Annotated in this window: 14 protein-coding genes; 5 read left to right on the top strand and 9 right to left on the bottom strand. The window is 68.9% G+C overall.

The annotated features are described in order from the left end of the window. Positions 1-27: 27 nt before the first annotated feature. Complete coding sequence (locus AC3WQY_RS13845) at positions 28-3,435, bottom strand: UvrD-helicase domain-containing protein (RefSeq protein WP_492709144.1); 3,408 nt, start codon at positions 3,433-3,435, stop codon at positions 28-30. 17 nt (positions 3,436-3,452) lie between these two features. Further along, positions 3,453-6,134, bottom strand: a complete 2,682-nt coding sequence (locus AC3WQY_RS13840; protein WP_492709143.1) for a PD-(D/E)XK nuclease family protein — start codon at positions 6,132-6,134, stop codon at positions 3,453-3,455. Positions 6,135-6,319: 185 nt separating this feature from the next. Between AC3WQY_RS13840 and trxA the strand changes: the two genes are divergently transcribed. From trxA to AC3WQY_RS13820, 4 genes are all read left to right on the top strand, one after another. Then, on the top strand, positions 6,320-6,649 hold the full coding sequence (gene trxA, locus AC3WQY_RS13835; RefSeq protein ID WP_285232507.1) for a thioredoxin TrxA: 330 nt from the start codon (positions 6,320-6,322) through the stop codon (positions 6,647-6,649). Between the two features lie 229 nt (positions 6,650-6,878). Further along, positions 6,879-8,141: a transcription termination factor Rho gene (gene rho / locus AC3WQY_RS13830; protein WP_285232508.1), complete on the top strand. Its 1,263-nt coding sequence runs from the start codon at positions 6,879-6,881 to the stop codon at positions 8,139-8,141. A gap of 94 nt (positions 8,142-8,235) precedes the next feature. Continuing rightward, positions 8,236-8,496: a type B 50S ribosomal protein L31 gene (locus AC3WQY_RS13825; RefSeq protein ID WP_285232509.1), complete on the top strand. Its 261-nt coding sequence runs from the start codon at positions 8,236-8,238 to the stop codon at positions 8,494-8,496. Between the two features lie 140 nt (positions 8,497-8,636). After that, positions 8,637-10,295, top strand: a complete 1,659-nt coding sequence (locus tag AC3WQY_RS13820) for a hypothetical protein (protein WP_492709140.1) — start codon at positions 8,637-8,639, stop codon at positions 10,293-10,295. A 4-nt stretch (positions 10,296-10,299) separates the two neighbouring features. Here AC3WQY_RS13820 and phoR read toward each other — a convergent pair whose 3' ends face one another. From phoR to pstS, 7 genes are all read right to left on the bottom strand, one after another. Then, on the bottom strand, positions 10,300-11,658 hold the full coding sequence (gene phoR / locus AC3WQY_RS13815) for a phosphate regulon sensor histidine kinase PhoR (protein WP_285232511.1): 1,359 nt from the start codon (positions 11,656-11,658) through the stop codon (positions 10,300-10,302). A gap of 7 nt (positions 11,659-11,665) precedes the next feature. Then, positions 11,666-12,367: a phosphate regulon transcriptional regulator PhoB gene (phoB, locus tag AC3WQY_RS13810; protein WP_285232512.1), complete on the bottom strand. Its 702-nt coding sequence runs from the start codon at positions 12,365-12,367 to the stop codon at positions 11,666-11,668. Between the two features lie 27 nt (positions 12,368-12,394). Continuing rightward, complete coding sequence (gene phoU / locus AC3WQY_RS13805) at positions 12,395-13,102, bottom strand: phosphate signaling complex protein PhoU (RefSeq protein ID WP_285232513.1); 708 nt, start codon at positions 13,100-13,102, stop codon at positions 12,395-12,397. Between the two features lie 20 nt (positions 13,103-13,122). Then, positions 13,123-13,908: a phosphate ABC transporter ATP-binding protein PstB gene (gene pstB / locus AC3WQY_RS13800; protein WP_285232514.1), complete on the bottom strand. Its 786-nt coding sequence runs from the start codon at positions 13,906-13,908 to the stop codon at positions 13,123-13,125. A 14-nt stretch (positions 13,909-13,922) separates the two neighbouring features. Further along, complete coding sequence (gene pstA / locus AC3WQY_RS13795; RefSeq protein ID WP_285232515.1) at positions 13,923-14,786, bottom strand: phosphate ABC transporter permease PstA; 864 nt, start codon at positions 14,784-14,786, stop codon at positions 13,923-13,925. Continuing rightward, positions 14,783-15,760, bottom strand: a complete 978-nt coding sequence (pstC, locus tag AC3WQY_RS13790; RefSeq protein WP_285235666.1) for a phosphate ABC transporter permease PstC — start codon at positions 15,758-15,760, stop codon at positions 14,783-14,785. Before pstC ends, pstA begins: the two co-directional genes overlap by 4 nt. 130 nt (positions 15,761-15,890) lie before the next feature. Continuing rightward, positions 15,891-16,931, bottom strand: coding sequence for a phosphate ABC transporter substrate-binding protein PstS (gene pstS, locus AC3WQY_RS13785; protein ID WP_492709137.1), 1,041 nt, complete (start codon positions 16,929-16,931; stop codon positions 15,891-15,893). Positions 16,932-17,147: 216 nt separating this feature from the next. Here pstS and AC3WQY_RS13780 point away from each other — a divergent pair, with 216 nt between their 5' ends. Beyond that, on the top strand, positions 17,148-17,627 hold the full coding sequence (locus AC3WQY_RS13780; RefSeq protein ID WP_492709135.1) for a fasciclin domain-containing protein: 480 nt from the start codon (positions 17,148-17,150) through the stop codon (positions 17,625-17,627). The last annotated feature ends 31 nt before the right edge of the window (positions 17,628-17,658 follow it).

Here is a 17,658-nt window from a genome sequence, read left to right as displayed (position 1 = left end):
GATTTCAGCCCCGCCCGAAAAACAGTTTCAGCCCACCTCGATCAGGCGCCCCTGGGCGGTGATGAAGGCGCTGCGCACCGGCTCGCCCGGCTGCAGCCGCTGCACCGCGGCACGGTAGACGCGCAGCTGCTCCAGATACTCGGGCTGGCGCTGTGGCGCATCGTTGAGCTTGTAGTCCAGCACCCACCATTCCGGCCGGCCGCCCCCGCCGCCCTCGCTGGCGCGCTGCACCAGACGGTCCAGCCGCAGGTCGGCGCCCTCGTGGCTCACCGGCACCTCGTTGCCGGCCCACAGCAGGGCCGACGCGTCGAAGAAGGGGGCGCAATCCGCGCTGCCCAGGATCGCCTGCACCGCACGCGCCAGGCGCTCGCTGCGCTTGGCGTCGAGGCCGTACATCTGCGCCGCCGCGCCCAGCAGCGCTGGCAAGACCTGACCCCGTGCCTGCCCCTGCCCTTGCCCATTTGGGCCGCTGGCCCATTCCAGCACCCGGTGCATGGCCTCGCCCAGGGCGGCCATCTCGTCCAGCTCGGCCGTCCGCACCACCAGCTCGGCAGGCTCGGGCGTGGCCGGCCGGGCCGCGGCGGGCGGCAGCTGGGGCAGCTCGAGCAGGCGGACCTCGGCGCTGCCCAGGTCGGCAGCGGCCGCTGCCGCAGGCACCCAGGCGGGCGCGAGCGCCTGCAGGCGGGCCCACCAACTGCCCGCCGGCCCGGCCTTGGCGGAAGGGCTGCGGCTCAGCACCAGGCGCGCCTTGGCGCGCGTCATCGCCACATACAGGGCATTCAACTCCTCGCGCTGGCGTTCCCCCTGCTCGACGCGCATCAGCTCGGCCAGGGCCGGCGGCGGGCGGCTTTCCGAGCCAAGGAAGGCGACGCGCCGCGGCCAGGGTTGCTGCACCGGCCAGTCGACCAACAGAGTCGCATGATCGGCCCGCGCCGCCGCGGCATCGCTGTCCATCAGCACCACCACGCGGGCCTCCAGGCCCTTGGCGCCATGCACGGTCAACAGCTGCACGGCATCGGCCTCGCTATAGGCCGGCAGGTTCAGCGCGCGCTGGCGCAGGGCCCGCACAAAGCCATAGACGGTGACATAACGCCCGCCGTCCAGGTCCAGCGCCAGGCCCAGCAGGGCCTGCAAGGCATGCAGGCGCGCGCGCCGCTCGCTGGGCGGCACGCGCGCCGCCACCCGGGCCAGCAGATCGCCCTCGTGCAGGATCTGGTCCAGCAGCTCCTGCGGCGTACATTGCTGCACGCGCTCGCTCCAGGCCTGCAGCAGCCGGCGCGCGCGCTGCAGCGCCGGCTCCAGCGCCGCCTCGTCGGCGGCCAGCAAGGCCTGCCAGAAACTGCTGCGGATCCGCTCCTGATTCTCCTGCCCGCCCTCCACGTCCTCCACGTCCTCCACGTCCGGCACGGCATCGCTGAGGCGGCGCACCGCACCGGCGGCGCGCGAGAGCTGCAACAGGCCCGCCTCGCTGACGTCGAACAGCGGGCTGCGCAGCGCGTGGGCGAGCGAGAGGTCATGCGCGGGCGAGGCCAGCGCGTCCAGCAGGGCCAGCAGGTCGCGCACATCGGGCGCGTCCAGCAGGTTCTGTTCCTCGGGTGCCACATGCGGGATGCCCAGACCCTTGAGCGCCTGGGCCAGCACGCGCAGCGGCTCGCGTTTGCGCGCCAGCACGAAGACCTCGCCGGGCTTGAGGCCCTGGCCATGGATCAGCTCGGCCAGGGCCGCCGCAATGCGCCCGGCCTCGGCGGCACGGCGCTGCAGCTCGGGCTCGTGACGCGCCTCGCGCAGGCTGGGGCGCCAGGCCGCGTCGGCCGGGGTGGCGCCGGCGTCCGCGTCGTCTGCATCCTCCGCGCCCCCCTCTTCCGCGTCCAGGCGCAGGAAGCCCTCCAACGCGTCGGCCGCGCCGACCTCGGTGGAGTGCGCGCGGAAGTTCTCGTACTCGCCCAGTCGTTGCGCCTCGGACAGGGCGGCATTCACCGCCGCCAGCACCACCGGCGCATTGCGGCGCGTGTGGTCGCAGGCCAGCACCGCGCCGCCCAGGCCATCGCGCACGAAGTCGCGCGCCGCCGCGAACACGCGCGGCTCGGCGCGCCTGAAGCGGTAAATGCTCTGCTTGGGATCGCCGACGATGAAGACCGACAGCGGGCGCTGCCCACTGCCGCCACCGCCCGCGCCGCTGTAGCCGGACAGCCAGGCATAAAGGGCCTGCCACTGCAGCGGGCTGGTGTCCTGGAACTCATCGATCAGCAGATGGCGCAGCTGCGCGTCCAGGCGCTCCTGCACCCAGCCCGCCAGCTCGGCGTCGCCCAGCACGGCCAGGGCGCCGCGCTCCAGGTCGTTCATGTCCACCAGGCCGCGGCCATGCTTGAGGCGATCGAAGCTGGCAATCAGCTGCAGGCTCAGGCGCGCCAGGCGCTGATGCAGCGCACGCGCACGCTCCTGCTCCAGGCCGCTCAGCACCAGCTCCACCTCGTCGGCCAGGGCCGCGGCGAGCGGGCTGCTGGCCAGCGCCTTGACGGGCGTGTTCGATTTGGTCAGCAGCTTGCTGCGCACCAGCTCGAACAGCTCGGCCGGCGCCAGCTGCGCGCTGAGCGCCTGCTCGATGGCGGTGGCGGCCTTGCGCATGGTCTCGTTGCGGCCCTGGCCGAGCTCGATCGCCAAGGCCTGCAGCTGCCCACGCAGCGCGGCAAACACCTCCAAGGGTGCGGCCGCGGCGAAGCGCGGCGATACCTCGGCCGCGCCACCCACACTCTCCATCAGCAGGCCCTGCGCCTGCGCCAGGCGCAGCTCCACGCGCTTGTCGAAGCCCGCCAGCAGCCAGCGCAGCACCGTGCTGCGCCCGCACTCGTCGATGAGGGCCTGGTAGTCCACCAGCAGGTCGGCATCGGCCAGTACCTGCGCATGGAAGCCGCGCCAGATCTCGGGCATCAGCTCGCTCTCGTCCTCCAGCAGCTGCAGCTCGGGCGCGATGCCCAGCTGCTGCAGCAGGGCCATCGGCGCGGCGCGCAGCAGCTGCGAGAACCAGGCGTGGAATGTGCGTATTTCCACCGGCCGGCCGCCCTCCAGCAGGCGCTGCTGCAGGCCCTGCAGCGCCGGCGCGGCGGCGCGCGCCTCGGCCTCGGCCATGCCTCGCTGCATCAGCGCCTCGACGCGCTGCGCCTCGCTGCCGCGCGCGAATTCGGCCAACCACTCGGCCAGGCGCTGGCGCATCTCGCCGGCGGCCTTGCGCGTGAAGGTGATGGCCACGATCTGCTGCGGCTCGACCCCGTCCAGCAAGGCGCGCAGGATGCGCGAGACCAGCATCCAGGTCTTGCCGGCGCCGGCGCAGGCCTCGACCACCACGCTACGACGCGGGTCGCAGGCGAGCTCGTAAAAGCGCTCGCGCGGCCGCAGCTGGCCGTCGATGGTGTAGGCGGCCTGCCGCCCCTCGTTCATAAGCATCTCCGCCGGCATCAGACCGCGCCCTCCCACCAATCGTCCTTGCGGCACAGGCCGCGCACCGCGCAGAAGCCGCAGGCCTTGCCCTCCCCCAGCGCCGGCAGCGCCGCACCGGCCTGCAGCTCGGCCAGGTCGGCCTCCAGGCCCTGGCGCAGCAGCTCGGCCGTCTGCGCCACCTCGGGGTGCTCGATCATCTGCAGGCCCTTGCTGTCGTCCAGCGCCAGATAGGCGGCGCCCAGCTGTGCGGGCTCGGCCTTGTCCAGGTCATCGTCCGCGCACAGCAAGGCATAGACCGCCAGCTGCGTGTCCTCCAGCGGTCGCTTGAGCTTGGCCTTGAGGCCCTCCACCGAGCCGGTCTTGTAGTCCAGCAGCAGGCGCCGGCCGGGCTGGCCGTCGCGGCGGTCCAGCCGCCCCTGCAGGCTCAGCGCGCGCAGCGCCTGGTGCGTCCAGGGCTGGCACTCGCGCGCCTCTTCGCCGGCCTGGTAGCGCCAGCCCTCGGCCTCATGCGTGTCCAGCCAGGCCAGATAGCGCGGCAGCAGGCGCCGGAAGCTGGCGATATAGGGCAGGAATTCCGCCTCCGAAAGTCCCATGCGCGCGCGCTCGGCCTCGGCCGCGGCCAGCAGGTCGGCCATGCGCGGAGCGCCGGCTTCCTCGCCCTGCGCCAGCCGCTGCTGGTGGAAGCGGTACAGCACGGCATGCAGCCAGTTGCCATAGTCGCGCTTGTCCAGCTCCTCGCTGAGCTCGTCTTCCTCGCGCAGGCCCAGGATCTGCTGCGAGAAGAACTGGTAGGGGCAGTTTCTCAGCGCATCCAGGCCGCTGGCGCTGAGGCGACGCGGCAGCTGGCCCGCGGCCAGGGCCTGGGCCCGGTGCGCGGGCTGGGCCTGCAGCGAGCGGCTGGGCCGCGCATCATCCCAGCGCGGCAGCGGCCCGAGGCCGGCGCGCTCGCGCGCGGCCGCCAGGCGCTCCAGCAAGGGGCTGGCCGCCAGCGGCTCGGCCCCGGCAAAACCGCAGCGCAGCAAGGTCAAGGCGGGCGCGCGCAGCAGCTGCACGAAGCCGGCCGCCAATTGCGCGCGACGCGTCGCCTGCTCGGCCATGCCCACGCTGCGCAGCAGCCGATCCGGCAGCAGCACCGGCCCGGCGGCCACCGCGCCCAGGGTCTGCGCATCCGCGCCGGGCAACACCACCGCGGCAAAGGGGCGCAGCATGGCACGCGACAGCGGCGTGATCAGCACCTGCAAGTCCTGCGGCAGGGGCGGCACAAACTGCTGCGCCTCCAGCGTCTCGTTCACCCAGGCCAGGAACTCGGCGCTGCCCAGCTGCGTGCCCTGCAGCGCCAGCTCGTGCGCGGAGTCCGGCCAGGGCGCGCGCTGCAGCCACAGCGCCGCCAGCAATTGGCGCCCGCCGGGCTGCTCGTCCAGCCAGGCGCTGGCCTGCAAGCGCTCCAGCAGCCAGCCCAGCTGCTCCAGCCATTGCGCCAGGCTGCGCTGTGCGGTGCCGGCGCGCAGCAGGGCCAACTGCTCCTGGGCCTCACGCCACAGCCCAGCGGCGGCGCCCTTGAGCTTGTCGGCCTGCACGGCGCCCGCCTGCACCCAGCCGAGGCGCCGGCATTGCGCCTCCAGCTGATCGACGGCGGTGGCGCCGCAGCGCTCGCGCAGGCTGCGGCCCAGCGCCCCCTTGAGCCACTGCAGCAACTCGTCCACCGCGGCGCGCGGCTGGGCGGCGCGCAGCACCCCCATCAGCTGGGCGGCCTCGGGCGTGGTCGCCAGGGTCCAGCCGGTTTCATCGCCCAGGCGCACCGCCTGTCGCTCCAGCAGGGCGCGCACCCGACGCACCAGCACGCGGTCCTGCGCGATCAGGGCCACCGGCGCCTCGCGGCGCCCGAGATGTGCCAGCACGGCCGCGGCCGTGCACTGGGCCAATTCCTCGCGATCCCTGCAGACGGCTTCCCGCAGCGCAGCCGGCGGTGCCTGCAACTCCTCCAGGCTGGCGTCGGCATCCAGCAGCAGGCAGGCGACGCCCTGGGCTTCGGCCTCGCGCAGCAGGGCATCGCTGAGCGCATCGGCACCACCGGCACGCAGCAGCAGCCAGGCGCTGGGGCGCAGCCCGAACAAGGCGTCCGCGGCCGGCACCCGGCCGTCGCTAGCGGCCCATTCCAGCGCCACCAGGCTCAGCGCCTGCTCCAGCTCGGCCGGGCCGCCCGGCAGCCCACCGTTCAGCCCGCCGTTCAGAAGGGCCTGGCGCGCCTGCGGCCAGAAGGCGGCGCGCCCGCCCGGCCCCAAGGTCTGGGCATGGCGGGCGAAGGCCTGCGCCGCTTCCACCAGATGCTGCAAGGCCAGCTGATAGGCGCGCGGATCGCGCTGGCGCAGGGCCTCGGCCCAACTCTGCCCGGCCAGCAGCTGGCGCGCATTGAGGGCATCGATGGCCGCGTCGAAGCTGATCTGCAGGCCTTGCGAGAGCGGGCTGGGGCCCAGCGATGAGGCCAGGCTGGTGGTGGTCTCGATGCGGGGCGGCCAGCTCGCCAGCCGCATCCAGGCCCGGCGGGCAGGCGCGAGATGCTGGGCAAAGGGCAGCAGCAACACCGCGTCACGGCTGGCCAGCCCCTGTTCGGCGAGCCATTGCTCGCCCGCTTCGGCCACGCGCAGCCAGAATTGATCTGCCGCATGGCGCGCGTCCAGCGGCAAGCGCATCGTCTGCATGAATTCCCTCGGTCTTCGGATGGCCCGTGTGGCCCTTGAATCGCCCATCCGCCCGCAGGCCTGCAGGCTTTGTGTCAGAATCATTGTGCACTGATCTCAGACCTCGCCAGCCCGTGCAGACGGCGGCACGAGGTCAACCCTTCAGGCCCAGGCGGCCGTCCGGCCTGCCGACCAAGGACCCATCCATGAGCAGCGAACTGATCAAACACATTTCCGACGCGTCCTTCGAAGCCGACGTGATCCAAGCCGACAAGCCCGTGCTGGTGGATTACTGGGCCGAGTGGTGCGGCCCCTGCAAGATGATCGCCCCCATCCTGGACGACGTGTCCAAGGAATATGGCGACCGCCTGCAGATCACCAAGATGAACGTCGACGAGAACCGCGAAGTGCCCGCCAAGTTCGGCATCCGCGGCATCCCGACGCTGATGCTGTTCAAGGGCGGCCAGCTCGCCGCCACCAAGGTCGGCGCCCTCTCCAAGGCCCAGTTGACGTCCTTCCTCGACGCTAACCTATAATCCCCTCAACTGCCGGGCGCGCCTCATGCGAAGAGCGCCCGGCAGCAGACTAGCCACCACGCCCGGCCTCACCAGGTTTTGGCGCGTGGACTCGGCACCAAGCTCCCAAGTGTTTTGTTGACGTGCCCCTCGCGCAGATGCGCGAATCCATCGGGCACAGGGCTCTGGTTGCCGCAGTTTGTGTCCTGGGTTCTTGGCTGGCCCTGGACGACCCAACCGGGTTTCCCCCATGCATCTTTCTGAACTGAAAGCGCTTCACGTCTCCGCCCTCATCAAGATGGGCGAAGAGCTGGAGATCGACAACGTCGCACGCCTGCGCAAGCAGGAACTGATGTTCGCGATCATGAAGAAGCGCGCCAAGGCTGGCGAACAGGTCTTCGGCGACGGTGTGCTCGAAGTGCTGCCCGACGGCTTCGGCTTCCTGCGCTCGCCCGATGCCAGCTATATGGCCTCGACCGACGACATCTACCTCTCGCCCAGCCAGATCCGCCGTTTCAATCTGCACACCGGCGACATGATCGAAGGCGAGGTGCGCGTGCCCAAGGACGGCGAGCGCTACTTCGCCCTCGTCAAGGTGGACCGCGTCAACGAGCTGACGCCGGAGGAGAGCAAGCACAAGATCATGTTCGAGAACTTGACGCCCTTGTTCCCCAAGGAGCAGTTCAAGCTGGAACGCGAGATGAAGGGCGACGAGAACATCGTCGGCCGCATCATCGACCTGATCGCACCCATCGGCAAAGGCCAGCGCGCCCTGCTCGTGGCCCAGCCCAAGACCGGCAAGACGGTGATGATGCAGCAGCTCGCGCATGCCATCACCGCCAACCACCCCGACGCCCACCTGATGGTGCTGCTGGTGGACGAGCGCCCCGAGGAAGTGACCGAAATGCTGCGCACCGTGCGCGGCGAGGTCATCAGCTCGACCTTCGATGAACCCGCCGCGCGCCACGTGCAGGTGGCCGAGATGGTGATCGAGCGTGCCAAGCGCCTGGTGGAGCTGAAGAAGGACGTGGTGATCCTGCTCGATTCGATCACCCGCCTGGCCCGCGCCTACAACAACGTGCTGCCCAGCTCCGGCAAGGTGCTGACCGGCGGTGTCGACGCCAACGCCCTGCAGCGCCCCAAGCGCTTCTTCGGTGCGGCGCGCAACGTCGAGGAAGGCGGCTCGCTGACCATCATCGGCACGGCCCTGATCGACACCGGCAGTCGCATGGACGAAGTGATCTACGAAGAGTTCAAGGGCACCGGCAACTGCGAAATCCATCTGGATCGCCGCATGGCCGAAAAGCGCGTCTATCCTTCGATCCTGATCAACAAGTCCGGCACGCGCCGTGAGGAGCTGCTGCTCAAGCCCGAGATCCTGCAAAAGAGCTGGATCCTGCGCAAGCTGCTCTACAACATGGACGAGATCGAGGCGATGGAGTTCATCCTCGACAAGATGAAGGCCTCCAAGAACAACCACGACTTCTTCGACATGATGCGCCGAGGTGGCTGAGTCAAAAACATTGCTATAATCCGCGGTTTTCCGCTGTCGGAAAGTGCGCCACATGGTGTGGCCTGGCTCCCGGCACTGCAGCGAGAGGTTCTCCATGAAAGACGGCATTCACCCCAACTACCGCGAAGTGGCCTTCGTGGACCAATCCAACGGCTTCCAGTTCGTCACGCGTTCGACCGTGCAGACCAAGGACAGCGTGGAACTCGCGGACGGCCGTAAGCTGCCGCTGGTCAAGCTGGAAACCACCAGCGAATCGCACCCCTTCTACACCGGCCAGCAAAAGAGCATCGACAACCTGGGCGGCCGCGTGGAAAAGTTCCGCACCAAGTTCGCACGCCTCGGCATCAAGAAGTAAGACCAGCGTCGACTCGGGTCGATTCAACATCGACTTGCACAAAGGCAGCCTCGGCTGCCTTTTTTCATGGCGCCTTCATGGTGATTCAGGGTCCGGCTCAGGCATCATGCGGACCGCAACCCCAACGAACAGATCCGCGTGTGACCCTGCCCACCCCTGCCATCGTTCCCGAGCGCGGCGCCCAGCGCATCCCGCGCTGGATCCTGCTGTTGTTCTGCGCCGCCTATGTGTTGCCCGGCCTGGTCGGGCGCGGCCCCTGGCGCAATGCGGATCTGAGCGCCTTTGGCTTCATGGCCAGCGTGGCGCAGGGGCATGCGCCCTGGCATGTGCCGGCGATCGCCGGCATCCCGGCCGAAGGCGGCCTGCTGCCCTACTGGGTCGGCGCGCTGGCGATCAAGCTGCTGCCCTTTCTCTCCGCCGATCTGGCGGCCCGCCTTCCCTTCGGCATGGCGCTGGCGGGCGTGCTGGCCCTGGTCTGGTACGCCACCTTCCATCTGGCACGCACCGAGGCCGCCCAGCCGGTGGCCTTTGCCTTTGGCGGCGAGGCGCATGCCACCGACTATGCGCGCGCGCTCGCCGATGGCGCCCTGCTGGCCCTGATGGCCAGCCTGGGCCTGCTGCAACTGGGCCACGAGACCACGCCCGAGATCATGCAGCTGCTGGCCACGGCCCTGTATGCCTATGCACTGGCAGCCGCGCCGTTCCGGCCGCGCAAGAGCCTGCTCACCAGCCTGGTGGCGCTGCCCATGCTGGCGATGAGCGGTGCGCCGGCCGTGGCCCTGGGCCTGGGCCTGGCGGGCGCGCTGGTATGCCGTGGCAGCCACTATGAAGCGGTGCGCAAGCTGCTGCCCTGGCTGCTGTTGTCCAGCGCCCTCGCCGCGCTGGCCGCCTGGCCGATGGAAGGCTGGGCCTGGCGCCTGCGCGCGCATTGGGCCTGGGAGCTGCTGCCGCGCTACCTCAGCCTGCTGGGCTGGTTCTGCTGGCCGGCCTGGCCCTTGGCGGCCTGGACGCTGTGGCGCTGGCGCGGCCACCTGACGCGCCGCCACATCCGCGTGCCCCTGGTGATCGCGGCCGTGCCCCTGCTCACCAGCCTGCTGATGAACGCCTCCGACCGCGCCATGATGCTGGCCCTGCCACCCATGGCGGTGCTGGCGGCCTTTGCCCTGCCGACGCTGCGCCGCGGCGTCTCGGCGGCGATCGACTGGTTCTCGGTGTTCTTCTTCAGCGCCGTGGTGCTGTTCATCTGGCTCTACTACCTGTCCATGCAGACGGGCTGGCCGGCCACGCCCCTGGCCAATATCCGCCGCCTCGCCGATGGCTTCGAACCGCAATGGAGCGCCGCCGCCCTCGCGCTGGCCCTGCTCGGCAGCCTGGCCTGGCTGGCCCTGGTGCGCTGGCGCACCGCGCGCCACCAGCATGCGCTGTGGAAGAGCCTGGTGCTGCCCGCCGGCGGCGTGGCGCTGGGCTGGCTGCTGTTGATGACGCTGGGCCTGCCGCCGATCGACTATGCGCGCAGCAACCTGCCCCTGATGCAGCGCCTGGCCGCGCATCTGCCCAGGCAGGCGGGCTGCGTGGCGGCGCCCGGCCTGCCCCTGCATGTGCTGGCGGCGATGGAGTTCCAGGGCGGCTGGGCGGTTGACGCCAGCAAAGCGCTGGTGCAAAGCGATTGCGACTATGCGGTCGTCAGCGTCGACACCGCCACCCGGGCCGACGCCAACTGGCAGGCGATCGGCACGGTGAAGCGCCCGACCGAGCGCAACGCCAGCCTGGTCGTGCTGGCACGCCAGGCCCAGCGCTGAAGCCTCAGCGGCCTGCGGGCGCCATCGCGGCCTCGGCGCCGATCGCCAGATCGTCGTTCAGCCGCACCCTGGCGGCCGGGAACACCAGCCGGAAGCGCGAACCGGCGCCCAGCTCGCTCTGGATGTCCAGTTCGCCGCCATGGCGTTGCAGCACATGCTTGACGATGGACAGGCCCAGGCCGGTGCCGCCGGTGTCGCGCGAGCGGCTGCCGTCCACGCGGTAGAAACGCTCGGTCAGGCGCGGCAGGTGCTCGCGCGCGATGCCCGGGCCGTTGTCGCTGACGCACAGCTCGCCCGAGCCATCCGCCTGGATGCGCCAGCCGAGCGTGATGGCACCGCCCTCCGGCGTGTAGCGCACCGCATTGCTGAGCAGATTGCTCACCGCGCTCAGCACCTCGGCTTCCACGCCGGCCAGCTCCGCATGCTGTTCGCCGGGCAGGGTCAGCTGATGGCGGCCCGCCGACAGCGCCAAGGCGTCGGCCCCCACGCGCGCCAGCAGCTTGTCCAGATTGATCCATTGATCGGCAGCCGGCCGCGGGCTGCCTTCCAGCTGGGCCAGGGTCAGCAGATCGCTCACCAGGCTCTGCATGCGATGGGTCTGCTGGCCCATCAGCTGCAGGACGCGGCGGCGTTCGGCCTCGGTGAGGTTGAGTGAACTCATGGTCTCGATGAAGCCGGCCAGCACCGTCAGCGGCGTACGGATCTCGTGCGAGACATTGGCGACGAAATCGCGCCGCATCGCCTCGGCGCGCTCGCGTTCGGTGACGTCCAGCGACAGCACCAGGCGCATGCCCTCGCCGTAGCCGCGCACGATCACCTGCAGGGTGGCACGCCCGCGCGCATTCGTCAGGGTCAGGCCTTGCGCATACTGGCCCGATTGCAGATGCGCGACGAAGGACGGGTAGCGCACCAGGTTCGTGATGCGCTGCTGCCGGTCGCGCACCGGATCGAGCGAAAAGTGATCGGCCGCGACGCTGTTGCACCACAGGATATGGTCCTGCGCATCCAGCAAGAGCACGCCGTTGGGCGAGGCCTCGATGGCGGACAGGAACTGGTCGAGCTGCAGGCGCTCGCGCTGCAGCAGGCGCTCGCGGTCGCGCAGCGCGCGCTCGAAGCGGTAACCCAGCTCGCCCCAGAGCCCGGTGTCGCGCGGCGCCTCGCCGTCCTGCGCGCCGCGCAGCCATTGGATCAGGCGATGGGCGCGCACCGCGTCCAGCATCACCAGGGCGCCCACCGCCAGGGCCGCGCCCAGGAGATGCGAGAGCAGCGGAATCCCCAGCCACTGCCCGACCCACAGGCCCAGCAGTCCGCCCAGGGCGGCCACGATGGCCGAGACAATGATGCGAGGCAGCAGCCAGGTCACGGCGTGCTCAGGCCGACAGCGCGCCGGCCTGCTGCGTGAGCCGGTAACCGGCGCCGCGCACGGTCTCGATCATGCGCTGGCACTCGACCTTCTCGAGCGCCTCGCGCAGGCGCTTCACATGCACGTCCACCGTGCGCTCCTCGATGAAGACATGGTCGCCCCAGACGCGGTCCAGCAGCTGCGAACGGCTGTGCACGCGCTCCGGGTGGGTCATGAAGAAATGCAGCAGGCGGAACTCGGTGGGGCCCAGCTTCACTTCCACACCCTCGCGGCCGACGCGGCGCGTGCCCGGGTCCAGGCTCAGGCCGCCGACCTCGACCACGCTGTCCAGCGCCTCGGGCGCCTTGCGGCGCAGCACCGCGCGGATGCGCGCCAGCAGCTCGTTGGTGGAAAAGGGCTTGGTCAGGTAGTCGTCGGCGCCGGCATCAAGACCCGACACCTTGTCGGTCTCCTCGGCACGCGCCGTCAGCATGATGATGGGCAGCTCGCGGGTGCGCGCCTGGCCACGCCATTGACGCGCCAGGGTCAGGCCCGACGCGCCGGGCAGCATCCAGTCCAGCACCACCAGATCGGGCAGCACCCGGTCCACTTCCAGCTGGGCCTGATCGGCGCTGCCGGCCAGGGTCACGTCGAAACCTGCGTGGCGCAGGTTGATGGAGATCAGCTCGGCAATCGCCGATTCGTCTTCGACCACCAGTACACGACTCATGCGTTTCTCCTCTCCTCGCGGCGCGCCTCAGCGCACCATGTTCTCGACGGCATCGGGCGTGTTGTGCCGCACGTCCGTGCCCTTGACCACGTAGATGATCACTTCGGCCAGGTTCTTGGCGTGGTCACCCACGCGCTCGATCGCCTTGGCCACGAACACCAGATCGATGCTGGAGGAAATCGTGCGCGGGTCTTCCATCATGTAGGTGATGAGCTTGCGCATCAGGCCCTCGAATTCCTTGTCGATCTGGTCGTCCTGCTTCAGCACTTCCAGCGCACGCTCCACGTCCAGGCGCGCGAAGGCGTCCAGCGCCTTGCGCAGCTGCGCGATCGCCAGCTCGGCCTCGTAGGAGAGGTCCGACATCGGCAGGCGCAGCCGGCTCGAGATGCCCGAGTTCACCAGGCGCTGCACGGTGCGCGCGATGCGCGCGGCCTCGTCGCCCACGCGCTCGAGATTGGCAATCGTCTTGGAGACGGCGATCAGCAGGCGCAGATCGCGCGCGGTGGGCTGGCGGCGCGCGATGATGGTGGAGAGATCGCGGTCGATCTCCACTTCCATCTGGTTCACGCGCTCTTCCTGCTTGAGCACGGCATCGGCCAGCTCGTTGCTGTAGGTGGTGAGCGCCTCCACCGAATGCGCCACCTGGGCTTCGACGATGCCGCCCATTTCCAGCACACGGGTGGAGATGCCGCTGAGTTCGGCGTCGAACTGGGTCGAGAGATGCTTGTCAACCATGGGGTGATCCTCCTCTTGATTCAGCCGAAGCGGCCCGTGATGTAGTCTTCCGTGTCCTTGCGCTTGGGCTTCATGAAGAGCTCGGCGGTAGGGCCGAATTCGATCAGGTCGCCCAGGTACATATAGGCCGTGTAGTCCGAGCAGCGCGCCGCCTGCTGCATGTTGTGGGTCACGATGGCCACGGTGTAGTCGTTCTTGAGCTCGTGGATGAGCTCCTCGATCTTGCCGGTGGAGATCGGGTCCAGCGCCGAGCAGGGCTCGTCCAGCAGGAGCACCTCGGGCTTGATGGCGATGCCGCGCGCAATGCACAGGCGCTGCTGCTGGCCGCCGGAGAGGCCCGAGCCGCTCTGGTTGAGCTTGTCCTTCACCTCGGTCCACAGCGCGGCCTTCTTCAGCGCCCACTCCACGCGCTCGTCCATCTCCACCCGCGGCAGGGTCTCGAACAGCCGCACGCCGAAAGCGATGTTGTCGTAGATCGACATCGGGAACGGGGTGGGCTTCTGGAACACCATGCCCACCTTGGCGCGCACCAGCGAGACATCCTCGCCGCTGGAGAGGATGTCATTGCCATCGAGCAAGATCTGACCCTCGGCGCGCTGCTCGGGGTAGAGCTCGAACATGCGGTTGAGCGTGCGCAGCAGCGTGGACTTGCCGCAACCCGAGGGGCCGATGAAGGCGGTGACCTTCTTCTCGGGGATGTCGAGGTTGATGCTCTTGAGGGCGTGGAAATTGCCGTAATAGAAATTCAGGTCGCGCACCGAGAGCTTGGCTTTCTCGCTCACGGGCAGGTCAACTTTGGCGTCCATGGTCGGGTCTCGCTTCAGTGCTTGTTCTTGAACAGGACGCGCGCCAGGATGTTCAGCAGCAGCACGCCCATGGTGATGAGGAACACCCCCGCCCAGGCCAGCTTCTGCCAGTTCTCGTAGGGGCTCATCGCGAATTTGAAGATGGTCACCGGCAGGCTGGCCATGGGCTCGCTGAGCGAGCTGGTCCAGAACTGGTTGGACAGGGCGGTGAACAGCAGCGGTGCGGTCTCGCCCGAGATGCGCGCCAGCGCCAGCAGGATGCCGGTGATGACGCCGGCACGCGCCGACTTCAGGGTGATGGAGAGAATCACCTTCCACTTGGGCGTGCCCAGGGCATAGGCGGCCTCGCGCAGGGCATTGGGCACCAGGCTCAGCATGTTCTCGGTGGTGCGTATCACCACCGGGATGACGATCAAGGCCAGCGCCAGCACGCCGGCAAAGCCCGAGAAGCTCTTCAGCCGCGCCACCACCACCGCATAGATGAAGAGGCCCACCACGATGGAGGGCGCGGAGAGCAGGATGTCGTTGATGAAGCGCACCGTGCTGCCCAGCCAGGTCTTCTGGCCGTACTCGGCCAGATAGACGCCGGAAAGGATGCCGATCGGCGTGCCCAGCGCGGTGGCCAGGCCCACCATCACGATGGAGCCGAAGATGGCATTCGCCAGGCCACCGCCCTCGGCCTGCGGCGGCGGGGTCATCTCGGTGAAGGTGGCCAGGTTCAGGCCGTCAAAGCCCAGGCGCACCGTCTCGAACAGGATCCAGAACAGCCAGAACAGGCCGAAGGCCATGGCGGCCAGCGACAGCGTCAGCGCGATCGCGTTGACGCGTTTGCGCTTGGCATGCATGCGCAGGCGCGAGGCGGAGATGGTGGCACTCATGCGCGCGCTCCTTCGCTCTTCTTGAGACGGGCCAGCAAGACCTTGGAGCAGGCCAGCACCACAAAGGTGATGAAGAACAGCACCAGGCCCAGATAGATCAGCGAGGCCTGGTGCAGGCCCTCGCCGGCTTCGGCGAACTCATTCGCCAGCGCCGAGGTGATGCTGTTGGCGGCCTCGAACACCGAGAGTGAATTCAGCTGGTTCATATTGCCGATCACGAAGGTCACGGCCATGGTCTCGCCGAGCGCCCGGCCCAGGCCCAGCATCACGCCGCCCATCACGCCGGTCTTGGTATAGGGCAGCACCACGCGCGAGACCACCTCCCAGGTGGTGGCGCCCAGGCCGTAGGCGGACTCCTTCAGCATCGGCGGCGTGACCTCGAACACGTCGCGCATCACCGAGGCGATGAAGGGAATGATCATGATGGCCAGGATGATGCCGGCCGACAGAATGCCGATGCCCACCGGCGGGCCCGAAACCAGGGCGCCCAGATAGGGCACGCCGCTCAAGAGGCTTTGCAGCGGCTGCTGCACATAGGTGGCGAGGATGGGGCCGAACACCAGCAGGCCCCACATGCCATAGACGATGGAGGGCACGGCGGCCAGCAGCTCGACGGCGATGCCCAGCGGGCGCTTGAGCCAGCTGGGTGAGAGCTCGGTCAGGAACACGGCGATGCCGAAGCTCACCGGCACCGCGATCACCAGGGCAATCAGCGAGGTCGTGAGGGTGCCGTAAATCATCACCAGGCCGCCGAACTTTTCCTGCACCGGATCCCAGTCGCTGGTCCAGAGAAAGCTCAGGCCGTACTTCTCGATCGCCGGCGCCGCGCCGAACAGCAGCGAGACCAGGATGCCCACCAGCAGCGACAGGGTCAGCCAGGCTGCCCCCTGCGCCAGGGTGGCGAACAAGGCATCGGCCCAGGGCGCCACCACCTTGCGGGTCGGCGGGTTGCCCTGGGGCCGTACGCGCTCCAGGCTGGGGTCACTGCTGATCGGGTTGGCTGGGAGTATGGCGGCCACGGGACCTCCGCTTAGGAAAACAAAGTGGCGCCGTGGTGGCAGCAGGGGCCTTGCGACCCGTCTGCGGACACCCGGCGCCCGGACATCACTTGAAGCTGACGGCCTTGCCGGCGGCATCCTTCAGATTGTCGGCCCAGAGCTTGCGCACCAGCTCCTTCACCGAGGCCGGCAGCGGCACATAGTCCATGTCGTCGGCGGTCTTGTCGCCATTGGCATAGGCCCAGTCGAAGAACTTCAGCGAGTTCGAGGCATTGGCCGGCTTGTCCTGCTGCTTGTGCATCAGGATGAAGGTGGCGCCGGTGATGGGCCAGCTGTCCTTGCCGGGCTGCTCGGTCAGCACCTGGTAGAAGCTCTTGGTCCACTCGGCACCGGCGGCGGCGGCCTTGAAGGCGCTGTCGGCAGGCGCGACAAAGTTGCCAGCCTGGTTCTTCAGCAGCACATGGGACATTTTGTTCTGCTTGGCATAGGCGTACTCGACATAGCCGATCGAGTTGGGCAGGCGCATCACGAAGGCCGACACGCCCTCATTGCCCTTGCCGCCCGCGCCGGTCGGCCAGTTGACCGCCGTGCCCTCGCCCACCTTGCTCTTCCACTCGGCATTGACCTTGGAGAGGTAGTTGGTGAACAGGAAGCTGGTGCCCGAGCCATCGGCGCGACGCACCGGGGCGATCGCAGCGTCGGGCAGGGCCACGCCGGGGTTGAGCGCCGTGATGGCCGCATCGTTCCACTTCGTGATCTTGCCCAGATAGATGTCGCCCAGCACCTGGCCGGTCAAGCGCAGCTGGCCGGGGGCGATGCCCTTCACATTGACCACCGGCACCACGCCGCCGATCACGGTGGGGAACTGCACCAGGCCGTCCTTGGCCAGCTCTTCGTCCTTCAGCGGCGCGTCGGAGGCACCGAAGTCCACCGTCTTGGCCTTGATCTGGCGGATGCCTGCGCCCGAACCGACCGACTGGTAGTTGATGCGCGCACCGCTGGCCTTGTTGTAGGCATCGGCCCACTTGGCATAGATAGGTGCCGGGAAGGAGGCGCCAGCACCGGTGACGTCCTGCGCCTGCGCTGCAGGCAGAGCCACGGTGCAAGCCGCAAAGATCAAGCCGACTCGGAGTTGGTTCAAGGTCATACAGGTCCTATCGCAAGGGGTTGGTTGGCGATGGAGCGGATGCTATGACCCCAATATGACATGCCAGTGACAGGCCTGTCACCCGGCGCATCGCGGCGCCAAAGCGTCACATTCTGTTCACGGGCCTGTCACAAAGCCTGCATAAGCTGGCCGCGAAGGGGAAGAAGCGGGGGAATGGGCCCCTGTCAGAACCCGTTTAGCCGAAGGAGACCCCTCATGAACCAATTTTACCGACTTGCCGCCGCCGCCCTGGCCTGCCTGCTCGCCGCCTGCGCCAGCACGCCTGCGCCCACCCCCCTGGCCGACACCCTGGCCCGCAACCCGCAACTCAGCACCTTCAACCGCCTGGTGCAGCAGGCCGGCCTGCAGGAGCAGCTGCGCGCCGCCGGCCCGCTGACCGTGTTCGCCCCCTCCGACGAGGCCTTCAAGGCCGTGCCGGCCAAGACCCTGGATGCCCTGGCCGCCAACCCCGCCGAGCTGAAGGCGGTGCTGAGCTACCACCTGCTGAACGCCAAGCTGGCCGCCGCCGATGTGCAGACCGGCAACGCCAAGACCGTGCAGGGCGCCCCTGTGGCGCTGGCGCGCGCCGGCGAGTTCGTGACGGTCGAGGACGCGATGGTGCAACAGGCCGACATCATGGCCACCAACGGTGTCGCCCATGTGATCGATCGCGTGCTGACGCCGCCGAAGAAGTAAAGAAGACACCCATGCGAAAGGGCCACCGCGA

This window comes from Roseateles sp. FW301-B2 (assembly GCF_058788955.1).
This window is presented reverse-complemented; position numbering and strand designations above follow the sequence as displayed.

Bases quoted from the DNA above. Each gene is read 5' to 3' on its own strand.
- AC3WQY_RS13845 (WP_492709144.1), bottom strand. From the start codon at position 3,435: ATGAACGAGGGGCGGCAGGCCGCCTACACCATCGACGGCCAGCTGCGG.
- AC3WQY_RS13840 (WP_492709143.1), bottom strand. From the start codon at position 6,134: ATGCAGACGATGCGCTTGCCGCTGGACGCGCGCCATGCGGCAGATCAA.
- rho (WP_285232508.1), top strand. From the start codon at position 6,879: ATGCATCTTTCTGAACTGAAAGCGCTTCACGTCTCCGCCCTCATCAAG.
- AC3WQY_RS13780 (WP_492709135.1), top strand. From the start codon at position 17,148: ATGAACCAATTTTACCGACTTGCCGCCGCCGCCCTGGCCTGCCTGCTC.
- pstA (WP_285232515.1), bottom strand. From the start codon at position 14,786: ATGAGTGCCACCATCTCCGCCTCGCGCCTGCGCATGCATGCCAAGCGC.
- AC3WQY_RS13825 (WP_285232509.1), top strand. From the start codon at position 8,236: ATGAAAGACGGCATTCACCCCAACTACCGCGAAGTGGCCTTCGTGGAC.
- trxA (WP_285232507.1), top strand. From the start codon at position 6,320: ATGAGCAGCGAACTGATCAAACACATTTCCGACGCGTCCTTCGAAGCC.
- pstB (WP_285232514.1), bottom strand. From the start codon at position 13,908: ATGGACGCCAAAGTTGACCTGCCCGTGAGCGAGAAAGCCAAGCTCTCG.
- pstS (WP_492709137.1), bottom strand. From the start codon at position 16,931: ATGACCTTGAACCAACTCCGAGTCGGCTTGATCTTTGCGGCTTGCACC.
- phoB (WP_285232512.1), bottom strand. From the start codon at position 12,367: ATGAGTCGTGTACTGGTGGTCGAAGACGAATCGGCGATTGCCGAGCTG.
- phoU (WP_285232513.1), bottom strand. From the start codon at position 13,102: ATGGTTGACAAGCATCTCTCGACCCAGTTCGACGCCGAACTCAGCGGC.